General features: G+C 39.3%; 12 protein-coding genes and 1 pseudogene. 8 read left to right on the top strand and 5 right to left on the bottom strand.

The window, feature by feature from the left end; all coding sequences use genetic code 11:
* Positions 1-35: 35 nt before the first annotated feature.
* On the bottom strand, positions 36-812 hold the full coding sequence (locus tag ACINWC141_RS12625; protein WP_009391743.1) for a HesA/MoeB/ThiF family protein: 777 nt from the start codon (positions 810-812) through the stop codon (positions 36-38).
* A gap of 169 nt (positions 813-981) precedes the next feature.
* Between ACINWC141_RS12625 and ACINWC141_RS12620 the strand changes: the two genes are divergently transcribed.
* The gene (locus ACINWC141_RS12620) at positions 982-1,560 is read left to right on the top strand and encodes a flavin reductase family protein (RefSeq protein WP_009391834.1); all 579 of its coding nucleotides are present in this window, start codon (positions 982-984) and stop codon (positions 1,558-1,560) included.
* A gap of 178 nt (positions 1,561-1,738) precedes the next feature.
* Here ACINWC141_RS12620 and ACINWC141_RS12615 read toward each other — a convergent pair whose 3' ends face one another.
* Positions 1,739-2,509 carry a 3-hydroxyacyl-CoA dehydrogenase gene (locus tag ACINWC141_RS12615; protein ID WP_009391806.1) on the bottom strand — a complete coding sequence of 257 codons (771 nt, stop codon included), beginning with the start codon at positions 2,507-2,509 and terminating at the stop codon, positions 1,739-1,741.
* A gap of 169 nt (positions 2,510-2,678) precedes the next feature.
* On the opposite strand from ACINWC141_RS12615, the gene ACINWC141_RS12610 reads away from it, so the two are divergent.
* The 3 genes from ACINWC141_RS12610 to ACINWC141_RS12600 all read left to right on the top strand — a co-directional run bounded on the left by ACINWC141_RS12610 (position 2,679) and on the right by ACINWC141_RS12600 (position 5,770).
* A complete protein-coding gene (locus ACINWC141_RS12610; protein ID WP_009391836.1) occupies positions 2,679-3,707 on the top strand; it encodes an AraC family transcriptional regulator in 1,029 nt (342 codons plus the stop codon).
* A gap of 242 nt (positions 3,708-3,949) precedes the next feature.
* Positions 3,950-4,927, top strand: a complete 978-nt coding sequence (locus ACINWC141_RS12605; protein WP_034678546.1) for an aliphatic sulfonate ABC transporter substrate-binding protein — start codon at positions 3,950-3,952, stop codon at positions 4,925-4,927.
* A gap of 3 nt (positions 4,928-4,930) precedes the next feature.
* Positions 4,931-5,770, top strand: coding sequence for an ABC transporter permease (locus ACINWC141_RS12600; protein WP_009391774.1), 840 nt, complete (start codon positions 4,931-4,933; stop codon positions 5,768-5,770).
* Positions 5,771-5,772: 2 nt separating this feature from the next.
* On the opposite strand, the gene prmC is transcribed toward ACINWC141_RS12600, so the two are convergent.
* From prmC to ACINWC141_RS12585, 3 genes are all read right to left on the bottom strand, one after another.
* Positions 5,773-6,588 (bottom strand): peptide chain release factor N(5)-glutamine methyltransferase, encoded by an 816-nt coding sequence (prmC, locus tag ACINWC141_RS12595; protein ID WP_009391748.1) that lies wholly within the window; start codon positions 6,586-6,588, stop codon positions 5,773-5,775.
* Entirely contained in the window at positions 6,588-7,676 is a 1,089-nt protein-coding gene (gene prfA, locus ACINWC141_RS12590; protein WP_005306718.1) for a peptide chain release factor 1, read from the bottom strand. The genes prmC and prfA overlap by 1 nt, the downstream gene beginning before the upstream one ends.
* A 293-nt stretch (positions 7,677-7,969) precedes the next feature.
* Positions 7,970-8,809, bottom strand: coding sequence for a type 1 glutamine amidotransferase domain-containing protein (locus ACINWC141_RS12585; protein WP_009391707.1), 840 nt, complete (start codon positions 8,807-8,809; stop codon positions 7,970-7,972).
* Between the two features lie 119 nt (positions 8,810-8,928).
* Between ACINWC141_RS12585 and ACINWC141_RS12580 the strand changes: the two genes are divergently transcribed.
* The 4 genes and pseudogenes from ACINWC141_RS12580 to ACINWC141_RS12565 all read left to right on the top strand — a co-directional run bounded on the left by ACINWC141_RS12580 (position 8,929) and on the right by ACINWC141_RS12565 (position 12,336).
* Complete coding sequence (locus ACINWC141_RS12580) at positions 8,929-9,831, top strand: LysR family transcriptional regulator (RefSeq protein ID WP_009391690.1); 903 nt, start codon at positions 8,929-8,931, stop codon at positions 9,829-9,831.
* A gap of 197 nt (positions 9,832-10,028) precedes the next feature.
* Positions 10,029-10,448, top strand: coding sequence for a glycine zipper domain-containing protein (locus ACINWC141_RS12575; protein ID WP_004791486.1), 420 nt, complete (start codon positions 10,029-10,031; stop codon positions 10,446-10,448).
* A 237-nt stretch (positions 10,449-10,685) separates the two neighbouring features.
* Positions 10,686-11,199: pseudogene (locus ACINWC141_RS12570) on the top strand (hypothetical protein).
* Positions 11,200-11,331: 132 nt separating this feature from the next.
* Positions 11,332-12,336 (top strand): LLM class flavin-dependent oxidoreductase, encoded by a 1,005-nt coding sequence (locus ACINWC141_RS12565; protein WP_009391703.1) that lies wholly within the window; start codon positions 11,332-11,334, stop codon positions 12,334-12,336.
* Positions 12,337-12,405: the final 69 nt, after the last annotated feature.

Genomic DNA, 12,405 nt, shown 5'->3' with positions numbered 1-12,405 from the left:
AGGTTGAGTGTAGCAAATTTTGTTTCATTTACTGATTAACTTGCCTGACAAAGTGGGCAATTTACATCTTTATCAAAACTAACAATACGTTGTGTCATGTTTAAACCATCCCACAGTAATAGTTTCTGTTTTAAAGGGGTCAAATTGAGTCCTAAATACAGCAAAGTGTGATGTGCTTGTAATGACGCTATCATTACAGGAGTAGTTGCAAGTACGCCTGATTCTGCACAGCGTAGGCCTTCATTACCATGCTGTTCTTTTGGAAAAAGACATTCATAACACGCTGAATCTCCTTCAACCATAAACATTTGTGCCTGAAAACCAATTGCTGAAGCACTAATTAAAGCGACCTGATGCTTCTTACAAGCTGCATTTACCAAATAGCGTGTTGCAAAATTATCACAGCCATCTAACACCACATCTTGATGTTCAACCAGTCTATCAATGTTATGTTCGTCTAAACGTTCGTTATAGTATTCAACGCAGATATAAGGGTTAATTTTCTGTAAACGCTTTGCAAGAATTTCCGCTTTATAACGACCAATATCTTCATGACCAAATGCAATTTGACGCTGTAAGTTACTTATCTCAATAGTATCTGCATCAATCAGAGTAATTTTTCCAACCCCGGCTCGCGCTAGTAGCTCTGCACTGCTACACCCGATTCCGCCAGCCCCAACAATCAGCACATTGGCAAGTTTGAGTTTTTCCTGAGCTTCAATATCCCATCCATCAAGTAAAATCTGACGGCTATAGAGATGCATTTCTTCATCACTTAACTCTACAAAATCGATATCTTGAAGCTCGGTCACGCGTTAATCCTTTCACTTAGAAGCTAAATGATTTTATGATTAAGTTAGTCATTATGAAAGCTATAAAATGGAAACAACTTTTTTATTCGGTTATTACCGTATCACATTACTTCTCTCAAGCTTTCTGCAAGAATAGAAATATCTATTTTCTTTATTACTTAGGCTAAATATGACGCAATCATATATTGCACCTGTAGAGTTAGAAAACGCTTATCGTTTGTTAAATCATGGTCCAACTGTCCTTGTTTCTGCGCAACATGGTGATGACCGCAATGTAATGGCTGCCGCTTGGGCATGTGCCTTAGAGCTCACCCCTGCCAAAGTAACTGTTGTTCTCGACAAAAGTACTAAAACGCGTCAACTTGTGGAACAAAGTGGTTATTTCACCCTACAAGTTCCCTGCTATGCACAGCTCGATCTGACTCATCAACTTGGAACCATTAGTAAGCTAGATGATCCACAAAAACTTGAGCATTGTGGTGTTGAACTATTTTATCAACAAGGTCTTCCTAGCCCCCTTGTATCAGGTTGCATTGCATGGCTTGTCTGTAAACTTATTCCTGAGCCGCATAATCAATCTGCTCATGATTTATTTATTGGTTCCGTTGTAGGTGCATGGGCAGATAGCCGCGTCTTTAGAGATGGGCACTGGCATTTTCAAGATGCACCGAAAGAACTTCGAAGCTTGCATTATATTGCTGGAGGAACCTTTTATTTAATTGGTGAAGAAGTCAAAGCTCAGCTTTAATCAACAAAAAACTGGCTTTACTTAACTTTCTGAATTTCATCGAATCGAATTCAAACTAGAAAATTGCTCAATGGCAAAAGACCGCATAACAATTGCGGTTTTTTGCAGTTAACGACATTTTTTAAAAATCTCATACTTAAACTTGGGTTACTTCGCGAGCAATCATTTAAAATTCTTATTATTTTGCTGCCATACGAATTGCACCATCTAGACGAATGACTTCACCATTTAAGTAAGAGTTTTCAGCAATATGTGCCACCAAACGAGCGAATTCTTCTGGTTTTCCTAAACGAGACGGATACGGCACCATTTGTCCCAAAGCATCCTGTACATTTTGTGGCATCCCCTTAAGCATTGGGGTTTCCATAATTCCCGGTGCAATGGTCATAATACGAATGGCATGTCGTGCAAGCTCACGTGCAATCGGTAAAGTCATCGCAACAATAGCACCTTTAGATGCTGAATAAGCTGCTTGACCAATTTGGCCATCAAATGCTGCAACAGATGCGGTATTCACAATTACTCCACGGTCCTCTTCACCTGCTTCGACCGTGTTTTTACTCATCGCATCCGCTGCAAAACGTAGCATATTAAATGTACCTGTGACATTAATTTGCAGCGTTTTTGAAAATAGCCCTAAATCATGTACTCCGTCACGGCCAACCACTTTTGCAGAAGGCCCAATACCCGCACAGTTAACTAATCCATGCAAACTGCCATGTTTTACCAAAACATCCTTAAAGAACTGTTCCGCAGCAGCTTCATCGGTTACATCAAGTTTTATGAAGTCAGCCTTTGGTCCTAATTGTTGCGCTTGTTGCTCGCCTGCTTCTACATTCATGTCTACCAATGTGACTGAAGCACCTTGTTGTACCAAGTATTCAGCTGTTGCAGCTCCTAAACCAGAGCCACCACCCGTAATTACGAAATGTTTCCCTTGAATTTTCATTATGGAATGTCCTATAGAAATGTTCTTTAAACTTAGTAGTGAGAGTAAAAGTTGTTGTTTTCCGATACAATTTCAAAAAGCCTCAAAATGTTTGCAGCTTTTGATCAATCCAAATTTTAAATATGAAATACTTCAATTGAAATATATGAAGAAAATATGAGTCTTTGACATGGTTGTCCAATCTTCTTTAAGTAAAGGCACAATTTCGATTTCACTGGTACATGAAGCGCTCAGTGCGGCTTATGCCAAAGGGTTAAATACACAAATAATTCTAAATAAAGCAGGTATTCCGACAGAATTGCTACTGTCTCCAAAGGCCCGTGTGCGAGTCACGACATATGCTCAATTATGGATAGAACTTGCCAACGCCATGAACGATGAGTTTTTTGGTATGGATAGCCATCCCATGCGACGAGGTAGCTATAAATTACTGACTAAACTTGTCAGTACGGCCGAAACTTTAGAAAAGGCCCTCTACGATATTTTGAAGTTTTTTAACTTTGTTTTTGATGATATACGTGGCGAATTAATTCGAGATCAAGAAAAAGCTTATTTAGTGATTCATGATCGTGAACAAGCTAAACGCATGTTTACCTACGCGACCTTTTTAATGTTAGTACATGGGCTGATGTGTTGGTTAGTAGACCAGCGAATTGGTTTAAACAATATATCAGTACGCTGTCCTAAACCCCAAGATATTCAGGATTATCTGGTACGCTTTTGTGAAGACATTCAATTTAATGCCGAGATCAATCGAGTTGAATTCGATGCTCACTACTTAAATATTAAAATCAAGAAAGATAAAAAAGCGCTGTATGATTTCTTAGGGCAAACCCCACAAAATCTTTTAGTCCGCTTTAAAAATGAAAATGCATTGAGTCTTCTTATTCGTCGTCATTTATTAAAACTTCATCCTGCACAATGGCCCGAGCTCAAAGATGTAGCACAACAGCTCAGTATTTCAGAAGCTACAGTTCAACGGCGACTAAAACATGAAGGTGTCAGTTACCAACAAATTAAAAATGAAATCCGCTGTGATATTGCGGTTGAACGTTTAAGTAAAACGAATGACTCAATTCAAGATATTAGTGAAGATCTAAGTTTCCATGACTCAAGTGCATTTCACCGTGCCTTTAAAAAATGGACTGGCGTTAGCCCTGGTGCATATCGTGATAATTTAACTGGACACAAGCAATAACATATACATCGAATGAAGCTTAAGGCGTTAGAGATTAAGCTTATGATATTTATGTATTTTAAATTCAATATTTCAGATAAATGTATCATTTAAAGCTTAATAATATTCATAAAAACAGTGTTTTATAATTTTATCCAAACTTTTATCTTTCAATCTGATTTATAAATCAAAATAACTACGTTTGTAGAGCATCAAACCCGTGTAAGGATGCTCTATTATTTTATTCCGGTTCTATTTTTATCATGTCTTTAAAATCAAAATTTTCTTTATCAAAGACTTTGTTGGCATCAACATTGGGGTTTGTATTTTCTTCATCTGCTTTTGCAGCAGTTCCGACCACACTTAAACTTGATTATGCTTACTACGCACCAACCAGCTTAGTCGTAAAAGATCAAAAACTTCTTGAGAAGGCTCTACCAAATACTCAAATTAAATGGGTTTTTAGTCAAGGTAGTAACCGCTCATTAGAATACCTTAACAGTAACAGTGTCGATTTTGCATCTACTGCTGGCTTAGCCGCTGTATTAAGCCGAGCGAATGGTAGTCCAATTAAAACCGTTTATGTACAAAGCCAACCGGAATGGACCGCGCTTGTTGTCGCAAAAAACTCACCCATTAAAAGTTTAAAAGACTTAAAAGGTAAGAAAATTGCAGCAACTAAAGGAACAGATCCTTTCTTATTTACTCTACAGGCACTAGATACAGTCGGCTTAAGTAAGCGTGATGTACAGCTGGTACATTTACAACATCCAGACGGAAAAACTGCATTAGAACGCGGCCAAGTAGATGCTTGGGCGGGGCTTGACCCATTAATGGCTTCAGCTCAAATTCAATCAGGTGCAAAACTGCTTTATCGTAATGTTGGATTTAATAGCTATAGCGTACTGAGTGTTAAAGAAGATTTTGCAAAACAAAGTCCTGAAGCGGTAGAAGCCGTTATTAAAGCCTACGAACAAGCTCGAAAATGGGCAAAAGCCAATCCAGATAAAGTGGCAGCACTTTTAGCGCAAGAATCAAAGCTTCCTCTACCTGTAGCTAAACTACAACTGAGCAGAACCAACTTTGATCAAAGCATTCCATCGGCAACTCAAGCACAAGCCCTAAAACGTTCTGGAAAAATTTTGACAGAAGAAGACTTGGTCAGAAAAGGTACCAATGTCAACCAAGTGGTTGATCAGTTATTAGACCCACGTTTTGCTCAAAAAGTCGTGAAGAAGTAGTATATGAGTGATTCATTTAACAAAGCTGAGCTAAATCATTTCTTAGCTCAGCAGGCTTTAAAATCGCAGAAAAAGCATCTAAACAATAAATTTACACGGTGGTTTAAAGCGCTACTCATTCCATTCATCTTTTTAGCGACTTGTGAGTTTTTAGTCAGGAATGGTTATGTCGATGCTTATTTACTCCCCGCACCTAGCAGCTTATGGCAATCTTTTTTAGATTTAGCTCATAGTGACCTGTTTGCCCATATTTATATTAGTACATGGCGTGTTTTAGTAGGTTTCATTATAGGGAGTGGTTTAGGGTTATTTTTTGCGATTTGGGTTGGATTAAGTAAAGAAGCCGAAGCTTATTTGGAACCAACTTTTTCAGCAATTAAATCAATTCCAAGTCTTGCATGGATTCCATTATTACTGCTTTGGTTAGGAATTGATGAAGGTTCTAAAATTACATTAATTGCAATTGGAGCATTTTTTCCAACTTACACCAATACAGTTGCAGCAATTCATAATGTAGATAGAAAGCTTATTGAGGTTGGAAAAGTTTATCGGCTTAATGCTTTTCAGCGGATTGTATCTATCATTTTACCGGCAGCATCTCCGGGAATTTTAACTGGTTTACGTAACAGCTTAAGCTTATCTTGGATGTTTATGATTGCAGCTGAACTGATTGCAGCTACTCAAGGGATTGGCTATTTACTTAGTGATGGCCGAGAAACTTCTCGACCTGATATTGTTATCATTGCAATTATTTTATTGGCTCTCTTGGGTAAAGTGACCGATGGCTTAATGAAGCTCTTAGAAAACTGGTTCCTACGCTGGCGCGATACGCACTCAAAATAGCCTTAAATCCAGCATGCCAAAGTGACTCGATCATTTTGGCCGTAATCTTGAATGGTTTTAATCTCACTAAAACCATGCTCAGCAAATATATTTCGAACAGCTTGCCCCTGATCATAACCGTGTTCAAGTGCAATCCAGCCTTGTGGTTTTAACCAGTTTTTCCCTTGAGCAATAATAATTTCAATATCAGCCAGTCCCTGACGATCTGCAACCAATGCACGGCGTGGTTCTGTTGCCAAAGCTTGCATGTGTTCATCTTCTGGGTCAATGTACGGCGGATTAGAAACAATTAAATCAAATTTTTGTGGCTCTAGTGCTTCAAACCAAGCGCCGCAAGCGAATTTTACACGTTGCAAATTATGAGCTAGGGCATTTTCTTTTGCGACTTCTAAAGTAGGCGCATAAATATCAGTTGCTGTGACGAACCAATCTGGACGCTCACTCGCTAACGCAAGCGCAATTGCACCTGTCCCCGTTCCCAAATCAACAATATTTGCAGTATTTGGCAAATTTAGATTTAAAACGGTTTCAACTAAAATTTCAGTATCCGGACGTGGCACTAAAGTATCAGATGTTACTTTTAAATCGAGCGTCCAAAATGGTTGTGAACCCGTTACATAAGCTAAAGGCTCACCTTTTTGGATACGTTCAAGACCAGCTACATAGTCTTGCTCTTGTTGGGCTGTTAACTCTTGCTCAAGTCTAAACTTTAATTCAAGCGAATTGATTTTTAGAAAATGCTCAAGCAACCAAGCATTTTCTTGCCGTTCATAACTGTCAGGCTCACCACGAATTGCAAGCGCTTGAGCAATATTCATTAGCCGCCATTTTCCTGTGCAAGCATCGCAAGCTGATCTGCCTGATATTCACGATGTAAGCTATCAAGTAGTTCAGTTAAATCACCTTCCATAATCGCGTCTAACTTATATAAAGTGAGGTTAATACGATGGTCCGTCATACGCCCTTGTGGGTAGTTATAAGTACGGATACGTTCAGAACGGTCACCAGAACCCACTAAATCACGGCGCATTTCAGAAGTCGCTGCATCGGCTGCCGCACGTTTTGCATTTTCTAAACGTGATACTAACAAGGCCATCGCTTTGGCTTTGTTTTTATGCTGTGAACGTTCTTCTTGGCACTCAACTACTGTACCTGTTGGAATGTGGGTAATACGCACGGCCGAATCGGTTTTGTTAATGTGCTGACCACCCGCACCTGACGCACGGTAAGTATCAATACGTAAATCTGCCGGATTAATTTCAACGTTAGTATCAACATCAATTTCAGGCAAGATTGCAACTGTACACGCTGAAGTATGAACACGACCTTGTGATTCAGTTGCTGGAACACGTTGCACACGATGCGCACCACTTTCAAACTTCAAGCGACCATAAACGCCATCGCCATCTACACGGCAAATGACCTCTTTAAAGCCACCATGTTCACCTTCATTTTCAGAAAGCACTTCTATACGCCAATTTTGTGTCTCGGCATATTTACTGTACATGCGAAATAAGTCACCAGAGAAAATTGCAGCCTCATCACCACCAGTTCCGGCGCGAATTTCTAAATAAGCTGCATTAGAGTCATTTGGATCTTTTGGAATCATCAAAATATTGAGCTGGCTTTCTAACTCTACAAGCAAATCTTTATTTGCTTGAATTTCTTCTTCTGCCATATCTTTAAAGTCAGGGTCTGACTTCATCATTTCAGCAGTTTCAATATCTTCTTCTGCTTGACGGTATTTGCCCCAAACTTCGGTAATTTCAGATAAATCACTATGTTCGCGAGACAATTTACGGAAACGTTTGTTATCGGAGATGACTTCCACATCTGCAAGCAACGCGGTAAGTTCTTCATGTCGATCACAGAGTTGATCAAGTCGTAAACGGAGTGACGCTTTCATAAAAGGAAATATCTCAAAAGTCCAAAAAGCTTATCGAATGCTATGTAAATATAGAAGATAAGCAAAATCGTAAAAATAGCGCATAGTTTACAGATTATGCCGCTTAAATGACATATATAATCAGCCAATTCATCAACTTTCACTGTAGCTAGCCACTTATAAATATAATGATTTTCAGATGAGATTTATTTACTCCCCTATAATTTAGCTTCTTCTAGAGGAAATAATACGTCACCTTTTTCACTCAACTGGTAATAGAGGCTTTATTCATAAAACCTCTTTACCCTTACTATTTACTTTAATTTTTCTAATAATGCTTTACCAACAAGAATGGCTGAGGCTGGATTTTGCCCTGTAATCAGTTCACGATCCACTACTACATTTGGAGACCAAGCATTCGTATTACTTTGATATTTACCTCCAATTGACTGTAAAGCCGTTTGGGGATAGAACTTCATTTCACCACCTTTTAATAAAGCCTTCGCTTGCTCTTCTTCTTGATTACTAATCACAGTCATCCGATAATTTTTATAAATCCACTCACCAGTTTTTACAGGTTTGCCTTGCTCAAGTTGCTTAACGACTTCCGAAGCATTCGGTAATGTTGACATCAAAGCTATAGGGCCATGACAAACCAGTGCTGTAGGCTTTCCAGCTTTATGAAAAGCAGTCAGAACGTTTCCAAGCTGTTTATCTTTTAAAAGATCTTGCATAGGCGCATGTCCGCCTGGAATATAAATAGCATCAAACTGATCAATACCAATTTGCTCAATACGAGATAGACTCAAAACTGGAGAATCTTGCGCAGACGTTAACTTTAGATCGTGCAATAAACCTGCATATTGCTTTAATGCTTTTTCATCTTGATTAAAGTACATCGCACTATTTGATGACTCATCTAATGTTGGCGCTTTCCCTTTTGGTGTAGCGAAAGTTACTGTGTGCCCTGCATCTAAAAGTATTTTTGTAGGCTGCATCAACTCATTTAAATAAAAGCCTGTTTTAAAAATATGACCATTTTTTAGCTCTAGCTGCCCTTCATCAGATAATACAACTAATACATGAGCGGCATTTGCACTTAATGCTGCTGAAGTTGCAATCACTGCAAGCATTATTTTATTGAGTGTTTTCATCATTCGACCTTCATTCCAGCCTTGTGCTGGATTTATAACTGGGATGGATATATTCTATTTTTGCCAGTAAGGTAGAAAAACAACCACATTTACAAATCTTTTTTGCGTTTGAGGACAAAATGTCTCGTCAATTTGACCATCTTGCCGATGTTGAAGTGTTTTTAATTGTGGCTGAAAAGCTTTCTATTAGTGCCGCTGCAATTTATTTGTCCACGACCCCTTCAGTTATTAGTAGAACAATTACACGGCTAGAGAAAAGATTAGGTATCCAGTTCTTTAGAAGAACGACTCGTCATCTAAGTTTGACGGAAGCAGGTCAACTTTATTACGAAAAAATGCAACATGCATTTCAGTTAATTGACCATGCAGAACGTGTGATTCAAGGTGAACAACTACAAATTTCTGGAAAAATCAAATTAAGCGTTCCTACAACTTATGGACACTATCGCTTACCACCCTTATTAGAAAAATTTCTTTTGCAATATCCGGACATTCAAATTGAGGTCAGCATCTCTAACCGAAATGTCGATCTAATTGCTGAGGGCTTTGATTTAGCCATTCGTCAAGGACATCTCCCGAATAGCTCGCTTGTGGCCAGACCGCTTGAACTTGCCCCGTTACAAGTCGTTGCCTCACCTCACTATTTAAAACGTATGGGTATTCCAAAAAACCTAGAAGAATTAAATCATCACCAATGTATTGCTTTTGAATTACCGAGTAGTGGCAAGATAACCCCTTGGTTTTTTAAAAATGCAGATGAAGAAATTCAATGGATACCAACAAATCGAATTTTGGTAAAAGAAGATATTTTAGGTGTAGTTTCTTTTGCCGAAAGTGGATTAGGGATATGTCAGAGTTATAGCTTTATTGTTAATGAAAAAATTCGACAAGGAAAATTACAACCTTTACTTGAGGCTTATGCCGGCCATACACGTCCCTTTTCTTTACTGTACGCACAACATAAACATATGTCTTCTGCCACCAGAGCTTTAATCAATTTTCTATGTTCAGATCACCAGTAATAAGCTCATTAAAATTAAATGAGTCGCATGTTTATCTATATGAGTATTAAATATTCTATTTTAATAGAAAACATACAAACCAGACACTAAACTACAATAATGAATTGATGGTTCTCCATATTTTAAGAGACGTGTTTTGTTACATTTGCCGTAACAAAAGATATTAGGGTCCTGCTGCTAGGGACACGGAGTAAAAAATGAAATTAAATGCTTGGTTATGTAGCGCTGTTTTAGCAACTTCTATGGTTACTGTAGCACATGCTGACAATACAACACATGTAGCAGCCGCTTCTGCGTTAGGTAGTGTCGCTGGTACTGCAATTGGTAAAAGCATGGGTGGTACATCTGGCGCAACAATTGGTGCTGCTTTAGGTGGTGCTGGTGGTGCAGCAGTTGCAAGTGACCGTCGTCACCGTACAGAATCTGCAATTGGCGGTGGTTTAGGTGGTGGTGCTGGTTATACTGTTGGTAAAAGCATGGGTGGTACAAATGGTGGATACATCGGTGCTGCTTTAGGTGCGGCAGGTGGTGGTGCTTTAGGTAATAAAATTTCTAAAGACCGCGATTATGATCGATCTTCTAAACACTGGAAGAAAAAACACCGTCGTCATCACTAATCAAATTTGATGAAACGACTCTAAGCACCTTCGGGTGCTTTTTTATTGTGGAAAGCAAATAGTCGCTTTTTTGCTTTTGTTCATGATTTATCCACAGATTAATACAAACAGTACAAACAGACACAAAACTATCGTATCGCCTTCGGGGTTCTCCATAATTATCACGAAATTTTTTATTACATTTACCTCAAGATAAAAATACTGTCCTTTCAGTAAAAAAGGACATGGAGTTCCAAGATGAAAATGAATATTTGGTTAGCTAGTGCATTACTTGCAACATCGTCTGTAGTGACGGTTGCACACGCAGATAATGGTACGCGTGTTGCTGCAACTTCTGCTTTAGGTAGTGTTGTTGGTACAGCAATTGGTAAAAGCATGGGCGGTACGACAGGCGCAACAATTGGTGCTGCTTTAGGTGGTGCTGGTGGTGCAGCAGCAGCTAGTGACCGTCGCAATCGTACTGAAGCTGCCATTGGGGGTGCTTTAGGTGGTGGTGCTGGTTATACAGTCGGTAAAAATATGGGCGGTACTAACGGCGGTTACATCGGTGCAGCAGTAGGTGGCGGCAGGTGGTTCAGCGTTAGGTCGTAAAGTTGCCGAAGATCGTAACTACGATGATCGTTATGATCGTGGTAGTCGTTACGATCGAGATGATCGTAGATATGACGATGGCGACCGTCGTTACTATAGTAAAGGTGGTCATCGCCGTCATGACAACGGTTTACACCGCGGCTGGTACAAAAATCGCTAATTTGTATATACATGAAAAAGCACCTTCGGGTGCTTTTTTATTGAGAGATGAAACTTAATATCGAAAAAAAACGATATACATCGATCTTTATATATCGTAGTATTTCGATATACCCTTATTCGAGAATATCGCATGCGATCACTTCAAGATACCAAGTTTTCAATTTTGGAACTTGCTCCTATTCGTAATGATAAAACCATCGAATTTTCATTACGTCACGCATTAGAATTAGCACAGCATGCAGAGAAACTAGGCTATGAACGTTTCTGGCTTGCAGAACATCACAATATGGATGGAATCGCGAGCTCTGCTACAGCCGTATTGTTAGGTTTTATTGCCGCACATACACAGCATATTCGTTTAGGTTCAGGCGGCATTATGCTTCCTAACCATGCTCCTTTAGTTGTCGCAGAACAATTTGGAACGCTTGCCACTTTATATCCAAACCGTATTGAACTTGGCTTAGGCCGTGCTCCTGGTACAGACCAACTTACCATGCGAGCTTTACGTCGTGGGCATCAAGAAACGGAAGACCAATTTCCAAAAGATGTTGTCGAAATTCTAAAATATTTTGACGCCCCTCAAGCAGGACAAAAGATTATTGCAACGCCAGGACAAAATACCCATGTTCCTGTTTGGTTACTTGGATCTAGCCTATTTAGCGCGCAACTCGCAGCAAAACTTGGACTACCCTACTCATTTGCCTCACATTTTGCACCACGTATGCTAGGCCAAGCCATTCAACTCTATCGCGAGAACTTTGAACCTTCTGAGTACTTAGATAAACCTTATGTTTCAATGGGTGTACCTGTTGTGGTAGCAGATACAGATGAAGAAGCACAATTTTTAGCAACCAGCGCCTACCAACGTGTATTAGGTTTAATCCGTGGGGAAAGCTTAAAGCTAAAACCTCCAGTTGAATCGATGCAGGGACTATGGAATACAGCAGAACAGCTGTCTGTTGAAAACTTCTATGCAATGGCACAAATAGGTTCGGTTGAAACTGTGCGCTCGGGTTTACAAAAGCTTTTAGCAACATACGATGTTGATGAGTTTATTTTTACATGTGATATATACGATACAGCTAAACGTCTAGAAAGTTTTACGCAATTAATGAACGTAAAAACAGCACATTAAACTCTGTTCCATGTTCCCATACTTGAATTGATTTCGAGTATGGGATGACCATCTATCTGAAAATACTTT

Source organism: Acinetobacter sp. WC-141, assembly GCF_000313935.1.
Classification (GTDB): Bacteria; Pseudomonadota; Gammaproteobacteria; order Pseudomonadales; family Moraxellaceae; genus Acinetobacter.
The sequence above is the reverse complement of the archived record's forward strand: the minus strand, read 5'-3'. Positions and strand labels throughout refer to the sequence as shown.

Coding starts and splice junctions, on each gene's coding strand:
- ACINWC141_RS12620 (WP_009391834.1), top strand. CDS start 982: ATGACGCAATCATATATTGCACCTGTAGAGTTAGAAAACGCTTATCGT.
- ACINWC141_RS12615 (WP_009391806.1), bottom strand. CDS start 2,509: ATGAAAATTCAAGGGAAACATTTCGTAATTACGGGTGGTGGCTCTGGT.
- ACINWC141_RS12610 (WP_009391836.1), top strand. CDS start 2,679: ATGGTTGTCCAATCTTCTTTAAGTAAAGGCACAATTTCGATTTCACTG.
- ACINWC141_RS12605 (WP_034678546.1), top strand. CDS start 3,950: ATGTCTTTAAAATCAAAATTTTCTTTATCAAAGACTTTGTTGGCATCA.
- ACINWC141_RS12600 (WP_009391774.1), top strand. CDS start 4,931: ATGAGTGATTCATTTAACAAAGCTGAGCTAAATCATTTCTTAGCTCAG.
- prmC (WP_009391748.1), bottom strand. CDS start 6,588: ATGAATATTGCTCAAGCGCTTGCAATTCGTGGTGAGCCTGACAGTTAT.
- prfA (WP_005306718.1), bottom strand. CDS start 7,676: ATGAAAGCGTCACTCCGTTTACGACTTGATCAACTCTGTGATCGACAT.
- ACINWC141_RS12585 (WP_009391707.1), bottom strand. CDS start 8,809: ATGAAAACACTCAATAAAATAATGCTTGCAGTGATTGCAACTTCAGCA.
- ACINWC141_RS12580 (WP_009391690.1), top strand. CDS start 8,929: ATGTCTCGTCAATTTGACCATCTTGCCGATGTTGAAGTGTTTTTAATT.
- ACINWC141_RS12575 (WP_004791486.1), top strand. CDS start 10,029: ATGAAATTAAATGCTTGGTTATGTAGCGCTGTTTTAGCAACTTCTATG.
- ACINWC141_RS12565 (WP_009391703.1), top strand. CDS start 11,332: ATGCGATCACTTCAAGATACCAAGTTTTCAATTTTGGAACTTGCTCCT.